The following is a 23,040-nucleotide window of genomic DNA, read 5'->3' on the forward strand; positions in this document are numbered from 1 at the left end:
TAGACTTAACTTTAATTTGATCTTACAAAACCATTTTACTAATCAAGTATTCTTATCGGTTTTAAACAGTAACTGGTTGTTTTTTAATTTCGCTTTCTGCTATTTTGTCTTTAATAAATTCTGGTAATAATTTATCTAAAAACATAAGACACTTATTTATAAAACCAGGTATTACCAGGTTTTTCTTTTTAAATAAAGCGTCAACAGCAATAGTTGCAGCTTCTTCAGGATTCAAAACTGATTTCTGGGTTACCCAACCCATCAAACGATTTTGATAACACAACCTTGTGGTTGTATTTAATCCGCCCGGACAAATTATGGTTACCGACACATTATCTCCTTTTAACTCTTTAGCCAAACTTTTTGAAAAAGAGGTTAAATAAGCCTTTGTTCCTCCATAAACCTGTTTTGTAGGTAAAGTGAAAAAGCTAGCCATACTACTTATATTTAATATTCCGGCTGGACCATTTGACTTTAAATTATTTAAAAGCAACCGAATCAATAAGGTTGGAGTCATTACATTAACATCGATTTGCTTTAAAATGTATTTTTCGTTTAATCCTGAAAATTCACCCCGGCTTAAAACACCTGCGTTATTCACTAAATATTTTACTTGTAAACCATTTACTTCGATATACCTTAAAATATCGTAACAACTAACACTAATACTCAGATCTAATTCTAAATAACACACCTTAACATTAAAGTATAGTTCTATAAATTTTGATAATTTCTTTAATCCCGAATCCGGTAAAGCAACCAAAATCAAATTCATTCCTCTTTTTGCAAACTCCAAAGACATGGATTTTCCAAATCCCTGACTTGCTCCTGTAATTAATGTATAATATGTTTTCATGATACTGGTTTTAACTATTTTATTGTTTTCTTCAGTCCCTTTTCTAGAGGTGTTACTGTGTATTTCAGGTCTCTTTTGGCTTTATTAGAAACAGATTGCCGATTAATAAATAATGCATCTATTACCTGAGGGTTTAAAAAAGAAGACCAATTAAAAAAAGAGCCCAGTGCATTCCAGACAGATAAAACCATCCGAATCATTTTATAATTACACCTTATTATTCTTACCTTACTTTTTGTTAGGGTTTTTATAAATTGAAACAATGTATTATAGCTAATGTTTTCTCCTCCTATTATATAATTTTCATCTCTAACAGAACTCTTAATCACCTTAATATGAGCTTTTACAACATCCTTGACATAAACGTAATTAGTTCTTACCTCTCCTCTATTAGGCATAAGCAGAATACTCTTATTTACCATTTGCTCTATTAAATGATACACACCAAAAGGATTTCCGTTTATATTTGGTCCATAAACCCTAGAAACATTCAGAATAACATATGGTAAACCAAGTTTAGAATAGCCTTTAACCTTTTCTTCGGCCATACATTTAGTAAGTTCATAATCGTTAGCATATGAAGCTAATCGTGGCTGTTCTTCGGTTATTGGAATGTTTTTATAAGAAGGACCAAATACCGACAAGCTACTGGTAAACACAAACTTTTTAACTCCTTCATTAAGTGCTGCAGCTAATACATTTTCAGTTCCTACCACATTCGTTTCAAAAAAGCTATTGATGCTTTTACATTTTAGATTAGTGAATGCAGCACAATGAAACACATATTCGCAATCTTTAATAGCTTTTTTAAGTGAAGACTTATCACAAATATCTCCTTTAAATAGAATTATTTTGTCGTGTAGCGGAACTTTTGGCGAATGAATATCTCGACACAATGCGTGTACAGTAATCTTTTTTTTAGCCAAAGCCAAAGCCAATTCATGACCTATATAACCTGTTGATCCTGTAACTAAAACTTTCATGACGTTGATTGGTTTTTAAAGGTTAAATGATAAAAAATAGAAATCTCATAAACTGCCGATAATGCCATATGCAGCAGAAACGCATACCAAATACTACCTGTGTAGTAACTAAAGACACATAACAAAACCCCAAAAGGTATAGCTCCTAACATTTCACGTTTTGAATCGAAGGCATGGATAAGTACATAAAAAAAAGTAACATATAAAATAGATAAGGTTAAACCATACGATTCTAAAAAGAAGAAAAACACAATACCTCTAAAAAAGAATTCGTAACACAGTAAAAAAACAAACCTGATTGCAAAATAACCTCGCGCATTCGATAGTTGATAAAAGCTTACAGCATCAATATCATTCAGCTTATGATTGTTGCCAACGGCCAAACATGCTGTAAACACACATAAAAAACAAGCCAACAAAAACCCCACCAAAACGTGTAAATTGAATACTCCTACCGAATAAACAAGCTGTCTCATTTCAGGAAAAACAGCAAATGGCAACACTCCGAATAATAAAATACCCAAAACATGCTTTAAGTTTAATAGCTTCAGCCCATTTATAATATTTAACGAAGACTGCAGATTATTAATGCCAAGCCGATTAAAAACTATGCTTATTAGAAAATAGGCTGTAAAACTAACACCAAGCACCCATATGGTTAATTGAAAATTCATGACAGCACTGGTATTAGAGTTACACTAAACAGTTTACTTACTGCATCTATTTTTACACATTTTCCATTTTTATAATGAAATACGTTATACTTTCCTTTATCAAAATCTACCCGATAACACCCTTTGTTTATGGGTTTAATCTTTAATTCCTTTTTTAAATTATCGCAATATATCTTCTCTATTATTTTAGGCTCCTCAAAATAAAGTGTAATTAAGTTTCGAGTGAGTTCTTCAAATTTTAATCGCTGTTCCTCATTGTTGTGAAACAGGATATATCGATCATCTTTTCGAACCACTTTATGATCTGCTTTCACCTTACCATTTACTTTTCGGTACACCGAAGAATACATCAATATCCCATTTTCATAAATTGATTTTTCAGCACACGACACATTAACTTTAACAAGAAATTTAACTTCAACATGGCTTTCCAGAGAATATGTAGTAATATGGTTCTCTACTTGTTTTTCAATGTTTATAAAACCTATTGTTGTATTGTTCTTCACGATCTTATATGAAACAGATTCGGAAGAATTACCTGAATTGAAAGGAAAAGCGGAGCTTACTATAAAAAAGAAAAGAATGGACTTTATTTTAAGTACTATTTCTCTGAATTTACTAAGATCTAATGAAGTATTTGCGCCATACCTCATTCTTCTTACTAGATATAAAATTAATGCTGGTATCATGACTCATAGTTTTATGATTATTTTCTAATCGTAAAATTATAACCACGCTTTAAATTGAATATCCGATAAACTCTATACTATAAAATATGGGATGTCCAACGATAATTCAGGACATAAGAAAATCTAATATTGACTTCTGTAAATAGTGGGAGTAACTGAGGTAAATTTTTTAAATGCTGAATAAAATGTAGATTTTGAATTAAACCCGCATTCCAAGCCAATAGCAACAATCGTATATTCGCTAAATTCGTCGTTCGACAAAAACTTCTTAGCCTGCTTCACCCGAAGTGAATTAATAAAATCTGAAAAATTGTAGTCACTATAAGAATTGATAAGTTTTGAGAAATAGCTTTTGCTCATATTTAAATCTGAAGCCACTGACTCCATACTTAAAAGCGGATTTAAGAACAATTTATTCTTTACAATATAACTTTTAACTTTATTGAAATCGGCCTGATGTTTTTCATTGAAAAAATCGTCACATTCTTCACTTCCATTTTGACTAACTGATTTTGTTAAAATATCATCATTCGCCAGTTTTGATCGCAAAGAGATTCTATCACTCACTACAGTATATTTATAAAACCCTTGATATCCCAACCAATACAATAAAACCGAAGTGCAAAAATTTAATGGCAAGTAGGCCGTTCTTTGTCCTGTTGTAATATGAAACAATAAAGCCAAACCCCATAGTCCGATATTCAAAATGCCTAAACGGACAAACCACTTTATCCAGTTTAAATCATCGTAAGACACAATGTAATTTAACAGATGATGCTTCTTAAAAATTATCAAACAGGCATTGACAAACATAAAAAGCGAATACCCCAAGTTGATTATATTTTCAACAAAAAACCATTTGGTAATTAGAGGTGAATCTTCTTCAAGGTAAGGATTAAAGTCGTATACTATTATTCCTAATCGAACAACCACCTCTGCAATAAAAATTATAACGGTAGGCTTTATATATTTATTGACTTTATCTTCAATCTTAAAATAATGCACCGTAAATGCATAAAACATAGGAACTATAAAAATATGCCACGGCACTTCAAAATTGTTAAGAAAAAATCTAATCGTTGAATGCTCGTCAAATGTTCCCCAACCAACCAATACTGCTAAATAATCCTTATACCTCAACCACGCCTGTAAATTGTTTAATGAAATCGATAGGACTATTAAATTTAAAAACACCACTGTGGGGTTGAATTTCTTTTTCACACCAAAGGTTACAAGATTAAACCCGAAACCTTGCAGCACTCCTGCCAAAAGCAAAAAGTTTATTAAAGAAATTAAGCTCTCATTCATAAAAGATTAAACTTAATTAATGCGTCCTAATTTATTAGAAAGCAAAAGCTATTTCGTATTACACTAAGATAAAAAATTATTTACTTCAGATTTTATCTAAATCTCACAAAAACAACATTAACGCATCTAATAATCGACAAAAAAACACATATTACGTCTATTAAACAGTTACAAAAATGGGAGGAAATTTTGCTAGTCAGGTTTGCTTATTAACCTTTTGAATGACTTAAAATGGAAACCCTGGTAGAACTATTATTATTACTGCTATTTTCCCTGCAATGTTTATTTAAAACAATAAAATATAAATAAACATTCAATGCGCTATCAATTAAATTCACACAACGATAAAACTTGGATTTCGATTTTGAATTCATCTTAAAAAAAAATTAGATTAAAAATGCAGAATTAAATAACAAACAAATTGATAAACATAAAGACACTTTGCTTTTACTTATTCTTTTTAACGACTTACATTAACATAAAATTAAACCATACAATTCACAAAACATTTACACATTAGGCGTAAAGCTCATTTATTTTTTGTAATTTATGCAAAACCTAATACCAACCTACTTGCAATTTTTTAAAAAATGCAAGAATTATTTATTCAATCTTTAAAGGATAAGTTTGAAAACCCAACATCCTTTGCACATGAGATAGCAGAAATTCTAGATATCGGCTATGATGCTGCTTACCGGCGTATAAACTTAAAAACAAACCTTACGCTAGAGGAAAGTGTTAAGCTAGCAAAACACTATAACATCTCATTAAACAAGCTTTTCGAAATTGGAAATAAAAATTCTATTGTCACAGAATTATCTTCACCGATTAACGATGTTGAAGGATTAGAACAATGGATAAAAGAATCGACAAAACATGTTATTGCCGTAAAAAAAGTAAAAAATGCCCAGTTTATTTATTCCAGTAAAGATATCCCGGTTTTCCACACCCTAACCAATTCTCTGCTCACCAGATACAAAATGTATGTTTGGCTAAAAGACCTAAATATAGAAATGACTAAAAGTAAAATTACTTTTGATGATTGGGTAAAAACCATTCCTTCATCCTTATTGAAGAGTGCTTTTGAGTTGGGTGAAATTTACCATCATACCAATGTTATTGAACTCTGGAGCGATAATACTGTTAACGGATCGATTCAGCAAGTACTCTACTATTTTGAAGCTGGTTTAGTTTCAAAAGAATCCGCATTGCAAATATGTGACGATATCCATGATGTTATTACACTTGTTGAAAACAAAACTATTAATCAAAGCATTAATGGTCAGAATAATTCTCTTTCTTTTATGCTTTATAAATGTGATTTACAGTCTTTATCGAACACCATAATGGTCATTACTTCTTACGGAAAAGTATTTTTTTCTCCATTTACAGTTTTAAGCTACTTTAAAGTTGAACATAAAGAAACATGCGACATGATGCATGAATTTTTACAAAAACTCATGTCCAACTCAAAACTTTTAACCACCGCCGGAGAACGAGACAGAACCCTTTTCTTTAAAAAAGTTTATCAAAAAATCTCTATCGCCAAAGAGCGCATAAATATGGGGGACAAAATGCTATACATATAACTAAAAATTCGTTAAACCCTTTCGCTAATTTTTATTTAACACTCATTTTCATTAACTTACGAATTATGATTTACGAAGACAAAGCAAAATATTCAGACATTCTAAAAAATTCTATTAATTATTTAGAAAACCATGGCTTTGAAAATATCAAAGCAGACATTGACGGTTACGAAACCCCTAAATCCTACACAAAATCTGACAGTGGCATTTCCATAACGCCAGATGTTGTAGCGACTAAAGAGGGTCGAAAGTATTATTTTGATATTAGTTTAAAATCAGAAAAACCAAAGTTATTAAAATCCAAATGGATTTTCCTGAACACATTAAGTGCCATGAAATCTTCCAGATTTAGGTTAATTACTGCACGCGGACATTATGCATTCACCCAAGAAATGCTTGATTCCATTAACCTTAATAGCAAAACTTTAATAAAAATTTAATTTACCGAAACCTACTTATAATGTGTGACTTCCATACAGTTTCAGTGTCATATAAATAGGACAAAAAAAAGAATTTCATAATTTTTGTAACATTTTTTTGTCTTATTACGTATAACTATATACAAAAGTAATATTCATATAATTATTTACAGGAGCACTTTTTAGATGAGACAACTTAAAATTACGAAGCAGGTTACCAATAGAGAAACAGCTTCGCTAGATAAGTATTTACAAGAAATTGGTAAAGTTGACTTAATTACGGCCGACGAAGAAGTAGAATTAGCACAACGAATTAAAGCAGGAGATCAAATCGCTTTAGAAAAATTAACAAAAGCTAATTTACGTTTCGTTGTATCGGTAGCTAAACAATACCAAAACCAAGGTTTAACCCTTCCCGATTTAATTAACGAAGGTAACTTGGGGTTAATTAAAGCCGCTCAACGTTTCGATGAAACGCGTGGTTTTAAATTCATCTCGTATGCCGTTTGGTGGATTCGTCAGTCTATCTTACAAGCTTTAGCTGAGCAGTCGCGTATTGTACGTTTGCCTTTAAACAAAATTGGTTCTATTAATAAAATTAATAAGACCTTTGCATTTTTAGAGCAAAGTCATGAGCGCCCGCCAAGTGCTGAAGAAATAGCAAAAGAGTTAGACATGACAATTAACGATGTTAAGGAGTCTATGAAAAACTCAGGACGTCACGTAAGTATGGATGCGCCTTTAGTTGAAGGTGAAGATTCTAACTTATATGATGTATTAAACAGTGGGGAATCGCCTAACCCGGATAGAGAATTATTACACGAATCGCTTCGCACCGAGATTGAACGTGCTCTGGAAACTTTAACGCCTCGTGAAGCTGATGTAATTCGTCTGTATTTTGGTTTAGGAAACCAACATCCAATGACGCTTGAAGAAATTGGAGAAACCTTCGATTTAACCCGTGAGCGTGTTAGACAAATTAAAGAAAAAGCTATTCGTAGATTAAAACATACGTCTAGAAGTAAAATATTAAAAACATATTTAGGTTAGTAAAGTTTTTACGACTAAATAAACGTAACAACAGTTACACATAACTGTTCGTTTTTTGATTGATGAAAGAACCCCCGGCTGATTACCGGGGGTTTATTTTTATGCATTCTTTAACCTTTTAGTTACTAGGCTTTTCTATATTTGCAAAAAAATTACAAAAACACACCACACAACATGAGTTCTAAATTAATTGCCCCATCGTTATTAGCAGCAGATTTTGCTAACCTTCAACGCGATATTGAAATGGTTAATAAAAGTGATGCCGATTGGTTCCATATAGATATCATGGATGGTGTTTTTGTTCCAAACATTTCTTTTGGTATGCCTGTTTTAGAAGCTATTGGCAGACATGCTAAAAAAACTTTAGATGTGCACTTAATGATTGTAGATCCAGACCGGTATATTAAAACTTTTGCCGACTTAGGAAGCAATGTATTAACGGTCCACTATGAGGCATGTACACACCTACACCGCACACTTCAAGCCATTAAAGCTGAAGGCATGAAAGCTGGCGTATCCTTAAACCCGCATACTAATGTTAGCCTTTTAGAAGATACGATTAACGATATCGACCTAGTACTTATTATGAGTGTGAACCCTGGTTTTGGTGGCCAAAGTTTTATTGAAAACACCTACGACAAAGTCAAGCAACTTAAAGCCTTAATTGAGCGCAAAGGCGCCTCAACCATTATTGAAATTGATGGTGGTGTAACTAACAAAAATGCCAAAGCACTGGTTGATGCTGGTGCCGATGTTTTAGTTGCAGGCAGCTATGTTTTTAAAAGTGAAACACCTATTGAAACTATTAAAGACTTAAGAGAAATTGCTAACTCTTAATAGTTTTTTAGATAGTATTTCAATAAATCCCTTGTTGTAACAATACCAATTAACATACCTTCCTCTACAACTGGCAAGGCATGAAAAGCACTATTGGCTAATATAGTAGCAGCCTCTTTTATGGTCGTATCTGCTGTAATGGTTACCACATTTTTGGTCATAACCTGCTCAATGGTATAACTATTATAAACCACTGCGTTAACATCGTGTTCATCGGCTGTTGCTTCTGCTAAACTTATTTTTTGAAGGTCAGTGAAGCTTAACATACCAATTACAACATCTTTACACACTACAGGAATATGTTTAATACGATATTTATTAAAAAGCGTTTCAGCTCTTTCTAAATCGTCTGTTCTATTCAGAGCTATGACATTCTCGGTCATAATATCTGATACAGGTATTAAAGCATTCATAGTCTATTAGTTTTTTGGTTATATATTCTGAATGGTTGGTTTTAATTGAAAATAGAACAATCAAAAATGATTAAGCAAATATTTTATCAAATCGGTTGTTGTTACAATCCCCACCAATCTATTGCTATCAACAACTGGTAAGGCATGAAATTCATGTTCTGCAAATATTTCAGCCACTTCTTTTATGGTACTTGTTGAAGATACCGTTAAAACGTTTTTAGTCATTACTTGCTTAACTTTAAACATTTTATAAACCAAAACATCGGCATCATCCTGCGAGTCTTCGGTTAAATCTGCAAAACTCAATCTTAATATATCGTTATAACTCAACATGCCTCTGACATAAAAACCAGAAACTACAGGAATATGTCTAATATGGTGAGATTTTAAAAGATGCTCTGCTTTATCTAAATTATCATTCTCCTTTAATGTAATAACAGGCGTTGTCATTATCATCGAAACTGGTGTTGTACGTATCATCTTCTTATCTGTTTTTACCTTATAAAATTAGCAAACAACAGCTTAAAGATTCATGACAAAAATCATGTTATAATTCTAATATCCTACTATATTAAAATTTAGCATTTGTTTAACCTTTACGTAGATCTCAGGAAATTCTAACTGGAAGGTATTAGGAGTTTCAATAAAGTTTTCGATTACCACAGCTAAAAACTCAAACTGGTTTGTAAACGCATATTTTCTAAAGTATCCTGAACTCATTAAACGAGCGCGCAAAGCTTCATCATTAACTAATAATTCAGATAATTCTTTAAACGTATCACTGAAGATGGTAGAACTTACATCTCTTTCTTTAATACTATTTATATGTATGGCATGTGTAAGCTCGTGGATTCCCAGATTTAAGTTATCATCTGCCGATTTATAACCTTCTTTAAAATCTTCCCACGACACAACCAACGCTTCTAATTTAGGATTAAACTCCCCTTTATGATAAGCATCATTGGTTTTTGAATAAAACTTGGTTGGATACACTACAATTTTAGATATTAGACCTATATAAAAGTCTCTAAACCCAAAGGTTAACATAACTGCTGTAGCAGAAATTAAAACTTTTATTTCATCGTTAATTTCAACTCCAGACCTACCTATAAATTCTTTGTCCTCTATAAAACGGAACACACGATGCTCAAAGTGACGTTTGGATTTATTTGGAAGTTTATTATAAAACGTAAATTGTCGTTCCAGTATTAACCGTTGGTTTTTATTCAGACGTTTTAGATAAAGATAAACGTGATTATACATTGGCTTTTTGTAACGCATAACATACGCCATTTCAACCATTTTAAAGATATAGTTAACAATAATCCCTAAAAGGAACACCAATAAAACACCAAGTAGTATAACACTACTTAAATCCATATCTCTTGCCAAAACCAGATTGAACATAAAACAATACAATGCATTTGGGGTTACACATGCTAAACTTAATCAAAAAAGTTGGCATATATTTAATCGAATATTTAAAAAAGCTGAATAAAAAAGCCTTACTGCGAACAGTAAGGCAAAAAAAATCGCTATTTGTTACATTACTCTTCCTCTCAATAACAAATAGTTTATAATGTGTAACTAATTATAAAAGCCCTTTCCCATATAAATAAAGTATTAGTTCGACAATTGATTTAAAAAGTTAAGTAGAAAGCCTAAAACAGCTTTCTACTTATTAAGTTGTTAATTAATCTCTACTACCTTTTTAGGAATCTCTTTAATAGGTTCTTTTTTTAAAAGGTTTAATTTTAAAATGCCGTTTTTGTAAGTCGCTTCTATTTCTTTACTAACATCTACAGTTTCTGGAAGTCTTAAAGAGCGTTTAAAAGAATTATAACTAAACTCTTGGCGAGTATAATCATCTTCTTTCTCTTCTTTTTCCATTTTCTTTTCACCACTTACATACAAGACATTGTCTTCAATAGTCACTTCAAAATCTTTTTTATTGAATCCCGGTGCGGCAAATTCAATTTCAAAATCAGTATGATGTTCTTTAACGTTCATAGCTGGCATCAATCCTTCTTCTGCAAAAAAATCTGAATTAAAAAAGTCATCAGAGCCCAAAAAGCTCTTTAAGTCTAAATTATTCCAAGGGAATAATCTATTTCGGTTGCTAAACTTTGTGAGTGACATGACAATTAATTTTTTGATTATTAATTTACTGGTCTAATATAATATTAATGAACCCTTTATAATATGATAAATATCAGTTAAAGAACATTTACCCGAGTAAATTGAAAAGAAATTCATGTTGTCAAATAAGCTTTATGATGATTGTCAGTATTTGATTAATCTATTATCGTTAACTTTAAAACTCTATAATTTATGATGAGATGAGTGTACACATTGAAGCCGAAAAAGGCGCCATTGCCGATACTGTTTTATTACCTGGAGACCCATTACGCGCCCAATGGATTGCCGACAACTTTCTAGAGGACGTAGTTTGTTACAATAAAGTTCGGGGCATGCTTGGCTTTACTGGATTTTATAAAGGCAAACGCATCTCAGTTCAAGCCAGTGGTATGGGGGTGCCTTCAGCTTTAATTTATTATCACGAACTCATTAACGATTATGGGGTTAAAAATCTGATTCGTGTTGGCACTGCCGGTTCGTACCAAAAACACGTAAAACTTAAAGACATTGTTATTGCCATGTCGGCATCGTCGACCTCTGCCATTAACACATCCAAATTTGGATCGTATACCTATGCACCAACAGCAAGTTATAACCTGTTTGAAAAAGCTGTAGATTATGCAAAAACCAATAACATTTCCTTTCATGCAGGAAACATATTAACCGCAGATGTGTTTTATGATGACAATCCAGAATTCTATAAAATCTGGGCCGAATATGGTGTACTTTGTGTAGAGATGGAAACTGCAGGACTTTATAGCATTGCTGCAAAAAACAACGTAAATGCATTAACTGTTTTAACCATTTCAGACTCTCTGGTGTCTAAAGAAACAACGAGTGCAAAAGAACGCGAAAGCACGTTTAACAGCATGATTGACATTGCGTTGAATATTGGTTAAAATAAAAACGCTACATAATTCTATTAAATTATATAGCGTTTTTCAAAATGTGACCACGGAGGGATTCAAACCCCCGACCGCTGGAGCCGAAATCCAGTGCTCTATTCAGCTGAGCTACGTGGCCAATTTCTCTTTTACAGAGATTATGCTATTATGCTAACTTTTGTCTAACAATTGTCGATATGGTTTTTCCATCGGCTTTACCTGCCAATTCCTGAGACACAACACCCATTACTTTCCCCATATCTTTCATACCTTCTGCTCCGGTTTCAGTAATAACCTTAACGACAACTTTCTCTATTTCTTCTTCAGATAAAGCTTCCGGTAAGAATTGACTAATCACTTCAGCTTCTGCCAATTCTGGCGCTGCTAAATCCTCACGTCCTTGTTCAACATATATCGCTGCACTGTCTTTACGTTGTTTTACCAACTTTTGAAGCATTTTAAGCTCTTGTTCTTCGGTTAAACCGTCCTGCCCGCCTGCTTCGGTTTGTGCTAATAAAATAGCTGATTTTACTGCTCTTAAAGCCGTTAAAGCCGTTTGATCTTTAGCTTTCATGGCTTCCTTTAACGCCGTCATGATATCTTGTTGTAAACTCATTGGTATATTTTATTTGATTGCGAATATACTAAGAAAAATAGTTTCGTTACCTCATTTAAATGCATAAAAAACCCGTAAAGTTGAGAGAGGGACTTTACGGGATCCATAACATAGAAAGGGTAGTGTACTAAATTAATCTACATTGTCATGTAAAAATGAATTATTACTTCTTAACTGAATATCATCATTGTCGTCTAGACCAACGCTAGTTCTTGAGATATTATTAGTTTCGGATGAATGTCTAGCTTCATTTAAATTTACACCTTGACGCTTGTAAGCCGGCACTTTTTCTATATCGTCTATTTTTGCATTATTAAACTTATAGTTAAAGTCTTTCATCTTACGTCTGCGCTCTTCAGCACGCTCTTTTAACATATCTGAAATCGGACTATTCATAGGGTCTATTTCTTCTGCCAAATCAGCTTCTGAAACTTCCTTTTTAACTGTTTTCTTTTCAAAAACCACGTCTTGATCGTAATCTTCCAAAACATTGGTTTGCTTTTTTGCCTTAGATGTTTCTGGCTCTGCATAATCTTCTAAAGCATAACGAATATCTCCTTTTTCGTTAGTTTCGTTTACCGGAATAAGCTCTACATAATCATTAACCTGAATTTGTTTTACTTCTTCCTCCAAATCAAATCGCTTAGGTTCTTGCGTTTGCTTTGGTTGCGATTTTTCCTCGTTAGATATCGGTAAATCGAAGGTTAAGGTAATTTGCTTTTCTTCTTCTTCAGCATCAACAACTGGTTCTGGTGTGGACATTCTTGTTACTGGTTTTATAACAAAATCGTCATCCTCTTCAACGTGTCCTTTTACTTCTTCATATTCCACATTGATATTTTTAATAAACTCTGATGTTGGAATGATGTTAAAATCATTATCGGCCTTTTGGTTGGTTTCCGGCTTTTTTTCAAAAACAGGTTCCTCTTCTTCCACATCAAAATCTAACGTATGTCTAACCACTGGTGGTTCTTTCTTCTCTTCCAGCTCAATAACAGGTTCTATAATTACCGGATCTTTAGTTTTAGCGACAGGCTTTTTAGGCTCTGCATCGTCACTCCCTAAAGAATGAACTACCTTTTTTGTTTCGGTATTAGAAATTTCGTCCTGTTGCTCTACATTAAAACCCGTTGCGATGATAGTTACTGCAATAGATTCTTCTAAAGCATCGTCTTCACCAACCCCCATAATGATATTGGCACCATGACCAGCTTCATTTTGAATGTGATCATTAATTTCTCCTATCTCATCAATAGTAATTTCATGTGAACCTGAAACAATTAATAATAACACGTTTTTGGCTCCAGTAATTTTATTATCGTTTAATAACGGAGAATCTAAAGCTTTACGAATAGCATCTTGAGCGCGGTTTTGTCCAGCAGCTATAGCCGACCCCATAATAGCAGTTCCACTATTACTTAATACGGTTTTAGCATCACGTAAATCGATATTTTGAGTGTAGTGATGTGTAATAACTTCGGCTATACCACGAGCAGCTGTGGATAACACTTCGTCGGCTTTAGAGAACCCGGCTTTAAAGCCTAAGTTTCCGTAAACTTCACGAAGCTTATTATTGTTAATTACAATTAACGAATCGACTACATCTCTTAATTCTTCAACACCTTTTTGTGCCTGTTCGATACGCATTTTCCCTTCGAACTGGAACGGCATAGTAACGATACCTACGGTTAAAATATCTAAATCTTTAGACATTTTAGCTATAATAGGTGCAGCACCTGTACCTGTACCACCGCCCATTCCGGCCGTAATGAAAACCATTTTCGTGTTAGTATCTAACATGGTTGAAATGTCTTCAAAACTTTCTACGGCAGAGTTTTTACCCACCTCAGGGTTGGCACCAGCTCCTAATCCTTCGGTTAAATTAACTCCTAACTGTATTTTATTGGGCACACCACTATTTTGAAGTGCCTGGGCATCGGTATTACAGATGTAAAAGTCTACCCCTTTAATACCTTGTTGGAACATGTGATTGATAGCGTTGCTACCGCCACCGCCAACACCAATAACTTTAATAACATTTGATTGATTTTTTGGTAAATCAAATGCGATGCTTTCGAATTCTTTTTTGCTGCTCATAAATTCTGTTTTACTGGTATAATTTAATTTTTCTTTAATCTATTTTTTTCCTCGATAATCGAGATTTAAAAATGTCGAGAATCCTCTCGAGTTCTATATTCATTTGCTCCTGAAGGTGCACTACACCATCAAGAGTTGATTTATTCGGCGTTATCTAAAAAATCTTTAACACGCTCTGTTAACTTATCTAAAAAAGAACGACGTTCCTTTACTGGTTGCGGCTCTATAGGTTCCTGTTGTTCTTCTGTCGATGCCTCTGCTGCATTTTCTGCACTAGGAGTTTCTTCAGCGACAACATCCTCTTGTTGTTCCACACGTCTGCGTTCTTGACGTTTTAACCCGTCTAACACTAGCCCTACCGCCGTAGCAAATAACGGACTTGTAATATCATCATCACTATCGCCAGCTAAATGCTCGTTAGGATACCCTATTCTGGTATCCATTCCTGTTATATATTCAACCAACTGCTTTAAGTGTTTTAACTGAGCGCCCCCTCCTGTTAAAACAATACCCGCAATAAGTTTCTTTTTCTGTTCTTCGTGTCCGTAGTTTTTAATTTCTACGTAAACCTGCTCGACAATTTCCACCACGCGAGCATGGATAATTTTTGACAGATTTTTTAAAGTGATTTCCTTTGGTTCACGACCTCGCAACCCAGGAATAGAAACTATCTCGTTGTCTTTATTTTCTCCCGGCCAAGCAGAACCAAATTTTATTTTAAGCAATTCAGCTTGCTTTTCAATAATCGAACACCCTTCCTTGATATCTTCAGTAATTACATTTCCACCAAAAGGAATCACCGCTGTATGACGAATGATACCATCTCTGAAAATTGCCAAATCGGTAGTACCACCACCAATATCAATCAGTGCTACTCCCGCTTCTTTTTCTTCCTGACTTAACACCGCATTAGCTGATGCCAACGGCTCTAAAGTGATCCCTTCAAGATTTAAACCTGAACTTTTTACACAACGCCCAATATTTCTAATAGAAGACACCTGACCAACAACCACATGAAAATTTGCTTCTAAACGACCGCCATACATCCCAATAGGCTCTTTAATTTCAGCTTGGCCATCAACTTTATACTCTTGAGGTAATACGTGAATAATTTCTTCACCCGGAAGCATAACTAATTTATGCACCTGATTGATTAATCGGTCGATATCATCATCATCGATAACCGTTTCTGAATTTGCACGCGTGATGTAGTCGCTATGTTGTAAGCTTCGAATGTGTTGACCTGCAATACCAACAGTAACATTTTCTATTTTCATACCGGCAGCAGCCTCAGCTTCTTGAACTGCCTGTTGAATAGATTGAATGGTTTGCGTAATGTTATTAACAACGCCACGGTGAACACCCAAACTTTTAGACCTACCAATGCCTAAAATTTCAACTTTACCGTAATCGTTTTTACGCCCAATCATGGCCACAATTTTTGTGGTTCCTATGTCTAATCCTACTGCTAAATTATGCTCCATTGCTTAAATTTTGGTACACACTACTTGGTTGTCAAACTGCAAATTGACCTTACTATAATTCTTAAGCGTATGCTCTTTCAAATTCTTTTGATAAAACGCTTTAAGATTATTAATCTTCTTATCTAAAAATTTAGTATCGCCTAACTGTACTAAAAAGTTGCATTGTCTGAGTTTTAAAAATATCTTCTCATCTTTGCTTTGATGAATTTCTATAACATGTTTTTCAAGGAAATCATCGGTTGTAATCTTTTTGGCAACGGTATAAACTTCTGCTAAATTATTTTTTTCAATAAAACCAGTAACCAGTGGCACTCGTGCGGAGTAATTACTCGATAAAGGCATGTATTTGCCATCACTATCTATGTAATAAGACGCATTGGTGCTAACTCTTGCAATAGGTGTTTTTTGTTCAACTTCTGCATTAAGTGTTCCGTTTACAGCGAGATACACTTCTGCATTTTTGATCATTGGATTAGATTTTAGGGCATTCTCTAATTCATTCAAATCTAAAGTTTCTTTAGCAACATTTTTAACTTCACCAAAATTTTGTATTAACAATTTACTAACAGTCTCATCTGTAATGTATAAATTGTTTTCTCCAACAAATTTAACGTTAGGCTGCATAACCACTCGAGATGCGTTTCTATTGGATGCAAAAGCAAACAGAAACCCAACCAGTGTGAGTAACAGACCCATTTTTATGTAATTCCAATTAATTTGCAACGCTAAATTCCTTTTTAATTCGTTTTACTTCTTCTCCTATATCGCCGGCTCCAATAGTAAGAATCACTTTTGCCTCACTTTTATGGATTTCGGTTAACAGTTCTGTCTTACTTACTAATTTCTTATTGTTATTATTTACTTTTTCTAATAACCACTGAGCTGTCACCCCTTCTATTGGCAACTCGCGAGCCGGATAAATATCTAACAACAATAACTCATCAAACTGAGCTAAACTGGCTGCAAATTCATCAACAAAATCTCGCGTTCTACTAAATAAATGTGGCTGAAAAACCGCCAGCACTTTTTTGCTTGGATACATCTCTCTTACTGCTTGATACACCGCATTAATTTCTTCCGGATGATGTGCATAATCGTCAATAAACACTAGATCATCAGTTTTAATCTGATACGTAAATCGACGTTTCACCCCCTTGTAGGATGCTAAAGCTTTGGCGAGCTGCTGGTTAGGGCAACCATACTCTACAGCCATCGCCAAGGCTATTAATGCATTCGACAAATTATGTCTCCCGGGCAGGTTAAATTCTAAATTTTCAAGTACTGTGGTTGGTGTTTTCACATCAAACACATAAGTACCGTTTACTATTTTTATATTTTTTACGCTATAATCAGCGTCGTCTTCAATACCATATGTTATTCCCGAAATAGGCAAACCATTTTTAACAAACAGCTTCCCATTTGATTTAACACGTTTTGAAAACTCTTCAAAAGACTTTTTCAATTCCGAGGCATCACCATAAATATCTAAATGATCAGCATCCATAGATGTGATACATGCTAAATCTGGTGACAAGGTTAAAAACGAACGATCAAACTCATCGGCTTCCACAACGGAAACTTCTGTGCCATTCAAAATTAAATTTGAATTGTAATTCTCGCTAATACCTCCTAAAAAGGCCGTAACCGGCACATCGCAAACATTCATTAAATGTCCTAGAATACTAGTTGTCGTAGTCTTTCCGTGCGTTCCCGCAACAGCTAAGCAGAAAGTGTTTTCTGTAATTAAACCCAGAATTTGAGAACGTTTTAAAACCTGAAAACCTCCAGCTTTAAAATAATTTAATTCGGCATGATCTTTAGGAATTGCCGGAGTAAATACCACCAAAGTCGTTTCAGCATTTTTAAACTCGGAAGGAATATTTGCTATTCCGTCTTCAAAATGAACAGCCACACCCAAGTCTTCAAGACTAGCCGTTATATCGGTTGGTGTTTTATCGTAACCTGCAACAGATTTACCATTAGCCACAAAATAACGAGCTAAGGCACTCATACCGATACCACCGACACCAACAAAATAAACGTTATGTATGCTGTTTAACTTCATTTAACTTTTAACCTTTAGAAGTTTTTCAACCTCGTCTGCTATATCTTTTGTAGCATTAACCAATGCTATTTTCTTTATATTTTCTCCAAGTTCCTTCTGCTTTTGCGGCGATGCTACCAGCTGCGAAAATTTATTTTTAAAATCCACTTCCAGTTCATCTTCCTTAATAATCATGGCCGCATTGTTATCTACAATGGCCATGGCATTTTTGGTTTGATGATCTTCAGCCACATTAGGTGACGGAATAAAAATCACTGGCTTACCAACAATACAAAGTTCTGACACCGAACTTGCTCCTGCGCGGGATATCACAATATCGGCCGCAGCATAGGCAAAATCCATATTATTTAAAAATTCATGCACCTGTACATTCACTGTATTATTATAGATTTTATACTGCTGATAATACAACTTACCACACTGCCAAATCACCTGAACGTTTTGTGTATCGAAAAAATCCAACTCCTTTTCAATAAGCTCATTAATACGTCTTGCACCTAAACTTCCTCCTAAGACCAGCAAGGTTAACTTACCTTCCTTTAAATCGAAAAGCTTTTTAGCCTCTTCGGTTTTAGAATTGATATCCAACAAGCCTTGACGCACCGGATTTCCGGTTTTTATAATTTTATCTGCCTGGAAAAAGCGCTCTAACCCATCGTAAGCCACACATATTTTCTGAACGTGTTTTGCCAACAATTTATTAGTGATTCCCGGAAACGAATTTTGCTCCTGTATTAAACTCGGAATACCATTCTGAGATGCCATATACAATAAAGGACCACTAGCGAAACCTCCCGTACCAATAGCCACATCAGGCTTAAAGGACTTCACTATTTTACGAGCATTGTACAAACTACTCATAAGCTTAAACGGGAACATTAAATTCTTCATCGTTAACTGACGCTGAATTCCAGAAATCCATAGCCCTTCAATTTTATATCCGGCCTGTGGTATTTTTTCCATTTCCATTCTATCTTTTGCACCAACGAATAAAAACTCGGCATCAGGCATACGATGCTTCAATTCATTCGCAATAGCAATTGCAGGATAAATATGTCCTCCTGTTCCTCCGCCAGACAATACAATTTTATATGTGTTTTTTGTCGCCACTTATTAATCCTATTTATATCGTTTCAGATAAAATTTCCAACGGATTTTCTTCTTCCGTCAATACTTCTTCTTGTTCTTTTATTTCTTCGCGCTGAGCGCTTACACTTAATACAATTCCAATAGCCAGACAGGTCATCCATATTGATGTCCCTCCACTACTAATTAACGGTAAGGTTTGCCCTGTAACTGGAAATAATTCTACAGCTACCGCCATGTTTATTAACGCCTGAAATACGATTGGTAAACCAACACCAAGTGCCAGCAACTTACCAAATACTGTATCGGCTTTTTGAGCAACGATGACTATTCTAAATAATAGCCACATATACATTATCATAATAAACACACCTCCAATAGAACCATATTCTTCTACTATAATGGCAAAAATGAAATCGGATGAGGATTGTGGTAAAAAGTTCTTTTGAATACTCTTGCCGGGCCCCACACCCTGAATTCCACCAGAAGCAATAGCTATTTTAGCCTTTTCAATTTGATAATCAGCTTCAGTATCTTCATCATTAGAAAAATTCTCAATACGACTCATCCAAGTATCTACACGGTTAGGCATCACACCTGGAAATGCTTTGGCTACCAAAACAAACATAGCTAGTGCCAATATTCCAGAACCAATAATTACCGCCAAATAACGTATAGGATATCCGCCTAAAAACACCAACATAACCACCATTAAAAATATAATAGCAGCTGTTGATAAATTGGCCGGCAAAATTAATGCTAATACTAAAAATACTGGCGTCCAAAGTGGTAAAATTGACTCTTTAAATGTGATGACTTCATCTTTCATTTTGGACATGTATCGTGCTACGTACACCAAAAGCACTACCGCTGCAAAGGTTGATGTTTGAAACGACATTCCCACGATAGGTATTTGAATCCATCTACTGGCATTCGCCCCATCGATAGTTGTACCTTGAAGCATCGTGATTCCTAATAAAACCAGAACAACTGGAATCATAATAAGCGATAACCCTCTAAAATATCGATATGGTATTTTATGCACCCCATACATAATGGCAAACCCTAAAAACAGATGCATAAAATGCTTAATAAAAAACGCAAATGTATTGGTACTATCACCTCGATAAGCCAAATTACTGGCAGCACTATACACAGGCAAAAACGATAGTATAGCCATTAAAGCTACTATCGCCCAAATTAATTTATCGCCTTTTATGTTTTTAAATAATGCCTGCACTTTTTAACTAATTATTTTCTTTTTTCTTAATTTTTATAAATTTCTAACAGCATCTTTAAACTGACGCCCACGGTCTTCATAATTTTCAAACAAATCGAAACTTGCACATGCAGGAGACAATAACACGTTATCTCCAGATTCAGACAACTTATAAGCCATTTTTACAGCCTCCTCCATACTTTGAGTTTCAACAATAGTATCAACCATTCCTCCAAACGTATCAATAAGCTTATCGTTATCAACACCCAGACAGATAACAGCTTTCACCTTCTCGTTTACAAAAGCAAATAACTCCTCATAATTATTACCTTTATCAACCCCGCCAACAATCCAAATAGTCGGTGCATCCATACTTTCTAAAGCAAAATATGTTGCGTTTACATTAGTTGCTTTGGAATCGTTTATATACTGTACTTTATTAATTTTAAGTACCTGCTCTAAACGATGTTCAACACCTTGAAAACTTTCTAGGCTTTCGCGGATGGTCTGCTTTCTAATTTTAAGCAAATGCGCTACGGTTGAGGCTGCCATAGCATTTTTAATATTATGCTTACCTTCTAATGCAAGATTGTTTGTTGACATATGTATCTGGTTGTTATCAATTGCTATAATCATCTTTTCCTCTTCTAAATATGCGCCCTTCTCTACTTTTTTTGTTATTGAAAACGGTAATAATGTCGATTGAACCGGGTGCTCTTTTAACCAATTAGTAATCACTTCATCGTCGGCATCGTAAACCAAATAATCTTCTTTGGTTTGGTTTTCTGCAATCCTGAATTTTGAAGCGATATAATTTTCAAACTTGTAATCATATCGATCTAAATGATCAGGAGTCACATTCAGTAATACAGCAATTTTCGGTTTAAATGTATCGATATCATCTAACTGAAAACTACTGATTTCTAAAACGTAATTCGGGTAATCGTGTTCTAAAACCTGTTTCGCAAAGCTGTCGCCAATATTACCACCTAAACCTACATTCAACTCCCGCTTTAAAATGTAATGCGTTAATGTTGAAGTTGTAGTTTTACCGTTGCTACCAGTAATTCCAACAATGGTTGCTTTGGTAAATTTTGATGCGAATTCGATTTCTGAAACCACCTGAATTCCCTTTTCGCGAATTTGTTTTACCAAAGGTGCTTTATCTGGAATACCAGGGCTTTTCATTACGATATCGGCATTTAAAATTTTAGATTCCGAATGCGTTTCGTCTTCCCATTCAATCTCATTATGTATAAGAACCTGTCTATAGTTTTCTTTTATTTTTCCTTTATCAGACACAAAAACCTCATACCCTTTTGCCTTTGCGAGAAGTGCAGTTCCTACTCCACTTTCTCCTCCTCCAAGCACCACTAATCGTTTCATCTATCTAATTTTCAAGGTCACGATAGAAAGAATAGCCAACAATATGCCAACAATCCAGAATCGTGTTACTATTTTACTTTCGTGATATCCTGATTTTTGATAATGATGATGTAATGGCGACATTTTGAAAATGCGACGGCCTTCACCATATTTCTTCTTAGTGTACTTAAACCAACTCACCTGCATCACCACCGATAAATTCTCTGCTAAGAAAATACCACACAACACCGGAATTAACCATTCCTTTCGAACCGCAATAGCAATAACTGCAATGATTCCACCAATAGTTAAACTTCCTGTATCTCCCATAAACACCTGCGCCGGATAGGTATTGTACCATAAAAATCCGATTAAGGCTCCAACGAATGCTGTGATATAAATGGTGATTTCCTCGATACGCGGAATGTACATGATGTTTAAATATTCTGAGAATACAATGTGTCCCGATACAAAGGCAAAGATTCCTAGCGTTAGCACAATAATGGCTGATGTTCCTGCTGCCAATCCGTCAATACCATCGGTTAGGTTTGCACCATTTGAAACTGCTGTAATAATGAAAATGGTAGCCAAAATAAATACCACCCATGCATATTTTTCTAAACTCGGACTAATCCAAGTAATTAAATCGGCGTAATCAAACTCATTTCCCTTAACAAACGGGATAGTGGTTTTGGTCGATTTCTCTTCACCGTTAAACAACTTAGCTGGAGACACATTAGCATCTTGAGCTACAATTTCCTGTTGCTTTTCAACGGACACTTTTTCTTTAATTGTTACATCGTTATGAAAGTATAATGTTGCTCCAACAATAACACCCAAACCAATCTGACCAAGCACTTTAAAACGCCCTTTTAAACCTTCTTTATCTTGTTTGAATTTTTTTAAATAATCATCAATAAAACCAATAACACCCATCCAAACCGTTGTTATTAAAAGCAAGATGATGTATATATTTTCGAGCTTAGCCAATAACAACACAGGAATTAAGGTTGCCAAAATAATGATGATACCACCCATGGTTGGTGTTCCAGCCTTTTCACTTTGCCCTTCAAGCCCCAAGTCTCTAATGGTTTCACCCATTTGTTTTTTTTGTAAAAAACGAATGATACGCTTTCCGTAAATAGTAGATATTAACAATGACAAAATCATCGCCAAAGCCGCCCTAAAGGTGATAAACCCAAAAAGTGAAGCTCCTGGAATTTGGAATTGTTGTTCTAAATATTCAAATAAATAATACAGCATCTAC

The 23,040-nt window shown here is 34.4% G+C and carries 23 protein-coding genes and 1 tRNA gene; 5 read left to right on the forward strand and 19 right to left on the reverse strand.

What is annotated here, in order from left to right; genetic code table 11:
• Window positions 1–61 precede the first annotated feature (61 nt).
• The 5 genes from ICJ85_RS14710 to ICJ85_RS14730 form a co-directional block, all read right to left on the reverse strand.
• Window positions 62–856, reverse strand: a complete 795-nt coding sequence (locus tag ICJ85_RS14710; protein ID WP_188224562.1) for an SDR family NAD(P)-dependent oxidoreductase — start codon at window positions 854–856, stop codon at window positions 62–64.
• A 14-nt stretch (window positions 857–870) separates the two neighbouring features.
• Window positions 871–1,839: an NAD-dependent epimerase/dehydratase family protein gene (locus tag ICJ85_RS14715; protein WP_188224563.1), complete on the reverse strand. Its 969-nt coding sequence runs from the start codon at window positions 1,837–1,839 to the stop codon at window positions 871–873.
• Window positions 1,836–2,513, reverse strand: coding sequence for a CPBP family intramembrane glutamic endopeptidase (locus tag ICJ85_RS14720; protein WP_188224564.1), 678 nt, complete (start codon window positions 2,511–2,513; stop codon window positions 1,836–1,838). The genes ICJ85_RS14715 and ICJ85_RS14720 overlap by 4 nt, the downstream gene beginning before the upstream one ends.
• Window positions 2,510–3,202, reverse strand: coding sequence for a DUF6134 family protein (locus ICJ85_RS14725; RefSeq protein ID WP_188224565.1), 693 nt, complete (start codon window positions 3,200–3,202; stop codon window positions 2,510–2,512). Before ICJ85_RS14725 ends, ICJ85_RS14720 begins: the two co-directional genes overlap by 4 nt.
• 123 nt (window positions 3,203–3,325) lie before the next feature.
• Window positions 3,326–4,462, reverse strand: a complete 1,137-nt coding sequence (locus ICJ85_RS14730; protein WP_317173098.1) for a helix-turn-helix domain-containing protein — start codon at window positions 4,460–4,462, stop codon at window positions 3,326–3,328.
• 638 nt (window positions 4,463–5,100) lie between these two features.
• Between ICJ85_RS14730 and ICJ85_RS14735 the strand changes: the two genes are divergently transcribed.
• The 4 genes from ICJ85_RS14735 (at window position 5,101) to rpe (ending at window position 8,405) form a co-directional block, all read left to right on the forward strand.
• The gene (locus tag ICJ85_RS14735; protein WP_188224567.1) at window positions 5,101–6,099 is read left to right on the forward strand and encodes a hypothetical protein; all 999 of its coding nucleotides are present in this window, start codon (window positions 5,101–5,103) and stop codon (window positions 6,097–6,099) included.
• A 65-nt stretch (window positions 6,100–6,164) separates the two neighbouring features.
• Window positions 6,165–6,539, forward strand: coding sequence for a hypothetical protein (locus ICJ85_RS14740; RefSeq protein WP_188224568.1), 375 nt, complete (start codon window positions 6,165–6,167; stop codon window positions 6,537–6,539).
• A gap of 165 nt (window positions 6,540–6,704) precedes the next feature.
• Window positions 6,705–7,568: a sigma-70 family RNA polymerase sigma factor gene (locus ICJ85_RS14745; RefSeq protein ID WP_034041378.1), complete on the forward strand. Its 864-nt coding sequence runs from the start codon at window positions 6,705–6,707 to the stop codon at window positions 7,566–7,568.
• A gap of 174 nt (window positions 7,569–7,742) precedes the next feature.
• A complete protein-coding gene (gene rpe, locus ICJ85_RS14750; protein WP_188224569.1) occupies window positions 7,743–8,405 on the forward strand; it encodes a ribulose-phosphate 3-epimerase in 663 nt (220 codons plus the stop codon).
• Here rpe and ICJ85_RS14755 read toward each other — a convergent pair.
• The 4 genes from ICJ85_RS14755 to ICJ85_RS14770 form a co-directional block, all read right to left on the reverse strand.
• Complete coding sequence (locus tag ICJ85_RS14755) at window positions 8,402–8,818, reverse strand: CBS domain-containing protein (RefSeq protein ID WP_241739559.1); 417 nt, start codon at window positions 8,816–8,818, stop codon at window positions 8,402–8,404. The genes rpe and ICJ85_RS14755 overlap by 4 nt on opposite strands.
• Window positions 8,819–8,878: 60 nt before the next feature.
• Entirely contained in the window at window positions 8,879–9,298 is a 420-nt protein-coding gene (locus ICJ85_RS14760) for a CBS domain-containing protein (protein ID WP_188224570.1), read from the reverse strand.
• 75 nt (window positions 9,299–9,373) lie between these two features.
• Complete coding sequence (locus ICJ85_RS14765; protein WP_241739560.1) at window positions 9,374–10,225, reverse strand: zinc-dependent peptidase; 852 nt, start codon at window positions 10,223–10,225, stop codon at window positions 9,374–9,376.
• A gap of 282 nt (window positions 10,226–10,507) precedes the next feature.
• Complete coding sequence (locus ICJ85_RS14770) at window positions 10,508–10,957, reverse strand: Hsp20/alpha crystallin family protein (protein ID WP_188224571.1); 450 nt, start codon at window positions 10,955–10,957, stop codon at window positions 10,508–10,510.
• Between the two features lie 200 nt (window positions 10,958–11,157).
• On the opposite strand from ICJ85_RS14770, the gene deoD reads away from it, so the two are divergent.
• Window positions 11,158–11,856, forward strand: coding sequence for a purine-nucleoside phosphorylase (deoD, locus tag ICJ85_RS14775; RefSeq protein ID WP_188224572.1), 699 nt, complete (start codon window positions 11,158–11,160; stop codon window positions 11,854–11,856).
• Window positions 11,857–11,906: 50 nt separating this feature from the next.
• On the opposite strand, the gene ICJ85_RS14780 is transcribed toward deoD, so the two are convergent.
• From ICJ85_RS14780 to mraY, 10 genes are all read right to left on the reverse strand, one after another.
• Window positions 11,907–11,980: transfer RNA gene (locus ICJ85_RS14780), tRNA-Arg, on the reverse strand.
• A gap of 27 nt (window positions 11,981–12,007) precedes the next feature.
• Window positions 12,008–12,457: a GatB/YqeY domain-containing protein gene (locus ICJ85_RS14785; RefSeq protein WP_188224573.1), complete on the reverse strand. Its 450-nt coding sequence runs from the start codon at window positions 12,455–12,457 to the stop codon at window positions 12,008–12,010.
• 132 nt (window positions 12,458–12,589) lie between these two features.
• Window positions 12,590–14,554, reverse strand: coding sequence for a cell division protein FtsZ (gene ftsZ, locus ICJ85_RS14790; RefSeq protein WP_188224574.1), 1,965 nt, complete (start codon window positions 14,552–14,554; stop codon window positions 12,590–12,592).
• Between the two features lie 140 nt (window positions 14,555–14,694).
• A complete protein-coding gene (ftsA, locus tag ICJ85_RS14795) occupies window positions 14,695–16,038 on the reverse strand; it encodes a cell division protein FtsA (RefSeq protein ID WP_188224575.1) in 1,344 nt (447 codons plus the stop codon).
• 3 nt (window positions 16,039–16,041) lie between these two features.
• Window positions 16,042–16,734 carry a cell division protein FtsQ/DivIB gene (locus ICJ85_RS14800; protein ID WP_317173096.1) on the reverse strand — a complete coding sequence of 231 codons (693 nt, stop codon included), beginning with the start codon at window positions 16,732–16,734 and terminating at the stop codon, window positions 16,042–16,044.
• A 16-nt stretch (window positions 16,735–16,750) separates the two neighbouring features.
• Window positions 16,751–18,103, reverse strand: a complete 1,353-nt coding sequence (gene murC, locus ICJ85_RS14805) for a UDP-N-acetylmuramate--L-alanine ligase (protein WP_188224577.1) — start codon at window positions 18,101–18,103, stop codon at window positions 16,751–16,753.
• Complete coding sequence (gene murG, locus ICJ85_RS14810; RefSeq protein ID WP_188224578.1) at window positions 18,104–19,213, reverse strand: undecaprenyldiphospho-muramoylpentapeptide beta-N-acetylglucosaminyltransferase; 1,110 nt, start codon at window positions 19,211–19,213, stop codon at window positions 18,104–18,106.
• 13 nt (window positions 19,214–19,226) lie between these two features.
• A complete protein-coding gene (locus ICJ85_RS14815; protein WP_188224579.1) occupies window positions 19,227–20,429 on the reverse strand; it encodes an FtsW/RodA/SpoVE family cell cycle protein in 1,203 nt (400 codons plus the stop codon).
• Between the two features lie 33 nt (window positions 20,430–20,462).
• Complete coding sequence (gene murD / locus ICJ85_RS14820) at window positions 20,463–21,794, reverse strand: UDP-N-acetylmuramoyl-L-alanine--D-glutamate ligase (protein WP_188224580.1); 1,332 nt, start codon at window positions 21,792–21,794, stop codon at window positions 20,463–20,465.
• Window positions 21,795–23,036 carry a phospho-N-acetylmuramoyl-pentapeptide-transferase gene (mraY, locus tag ICJ85_RS14825; protein ID WP_188224581.1) on the reverse strand — a complete coding sequence of 414 codons (1,242 nt, stop codon included), beginning with the start codon at window positions 23,034–23,036 and terminating at the stop codon, window positions 21,795–21,797.
• Window positions 23,037–23,040: the final 4 nt, after the last annotated feature.

It is taken from the genome of Aestuariibaculum marinum, from assembly GCF_014596975.1.
In the GTDB taxonomy this organism is placed as follows: domain Bacteria; phylum Bacteroidota; class Bacteroidia; order Flavobacteriales; family Flavobacteriaceae; genus Aestuariibaculum; species Aestuariibaculum marinum.

Bases quoted from the DNA above. Each gene is read 5' to 3' on its own strand.
- ICJ85_RS14725 (WP_188224565.1), bottom strand. From the start codon at position 3,202: ATGATACCAGCATTAATTTTATATCTAGTAAGAAGAATGAGGTATGGC.
- deoD (WP_188224572.1), top strand. From the start codon at position 11,158: ATGAGTGTACACATTGAAGCCGAAAAAGGCGCCATTGCCGATACTGTT.
- ICJ85_RS14755 (WP_241739559.1), bottom strand. From the start codon at position 8,818: ATGAATGCTTTAATACCTGTATCAGATATTATGACCGAGAATGTCATA.
- ICJ85_RS14740 (WP_188224568.1), top strand. From the start codon at position 6,165: ATGATTTACGAAGACAAAGCAAAATATTCAGACATTCTAAAAAATTCT.
- murD (WP_188224580.1), bottom strand. From the start codon at position 21,794: ATGAAACGATTAGTGGTGCTTGGAGGAGGAGAAAGTGGAGTAGGAACT.
- murC (WP_188224577.1), bottom strand. From the start codon at position 18,103: ATGAAGTTAAACAGCATACATAACGTTTATTTTGTTGGTGTCGGTGGT.
- ftsZ (WP_188224574.1), bottom strand. From the start codon at position 14,554: ATGAGCAGCAAAAAAGAATTCGAAAGCATCGCATTTGATTTACCAAAA.
- ICJ85_RS14720 (WP_188224564.1), bottom strand. From the start codon at position 2,513: ATGAATTTTCAATTAACCATATGGGTGCTTGGTGTTAGTTTTACAGCC.
- ICJ85_RS14765 (WP_241739560.1), bottom strand. From the start codon at position 10,225: ATGTTCAATCTGGTTTTGGCAAGAGATATGGATTTAAGTAGTGTTATA.
- ICJ85_RS14735 (WP_188224567.1), top strand. From the start codon at position 5,101: ATGCAAGAATTATTTATTCAATCTTTAAAGGATAAGTTTGAAAACCCA.
- ICJ85_RS14770 (WP_188224571.1), bottom strand. From the start codon at position 10,957: ATGTCACTCACAAAGTTTAGCAACCGAAATAGATTATTCCCTTGGAAT.
- ICJ85_RS14760 (WP_188224570.1), bottom strand. From the start codon at position 9,298: ATGATACGTACAACACCAGTTTCGATGATAATGACAACGCCTGTTATT.
- ICJ85_RS14800 (WP_317173096.1), bottom strand. From the start codon at position 16,734: ATGGGTCTGTTACTCACACTGGTTGGGTTTCTGTTTGCTTTTGCATCC.
- ICJ85_RS14710 (WP_188224562.1), bottom strand. From the start codon at position 856: ATGAAAACATATTATACATTAATTACAGGAGCAAGTCAGGGATTTGGA.
- ICJ85_RS14745 (WP_034041378.1), top strand. From the start codon at position 6,705: ATGAGACAACTTAAAATTACGAAGCAGGTTACCAATAGAGAAACAGCT.
- rpe (WP_188224569.1), top strand. From the start codon at position 7,743: ATGAGTTCTAAATTAATTGCCCCATCGTTATTAGCAGCAGATTTTGCT.
- ICJ85_RS14715 (WP_188224563.1), bottom strand. From the start codon at position 1,839: ATGAAAGTTTTAGTTACAGGATCAACAGGTTATATAGGTCATGAATTG.
- ftsA (WP_188224575.1), bottom strand. From the start codon at position 16,038: ATGGAGCATAATTTAGCAGTAGGATTAGACATAGGAACCACAAAAATT.
- ICJ85_RS14785 (WP_188224573.1), bottom strand. From the start codon at position 12,457: ATGAGTTTACAACAAGATATCATGACGGCGTTAAAGGAAGCCATGAAA.
- mraY (WP_188224581.1), bottom strand. From the start codon at position 23,036: ATGCTGTATTATTTATTTGAATATTTAGAACAACAATTCCAAATTCCA.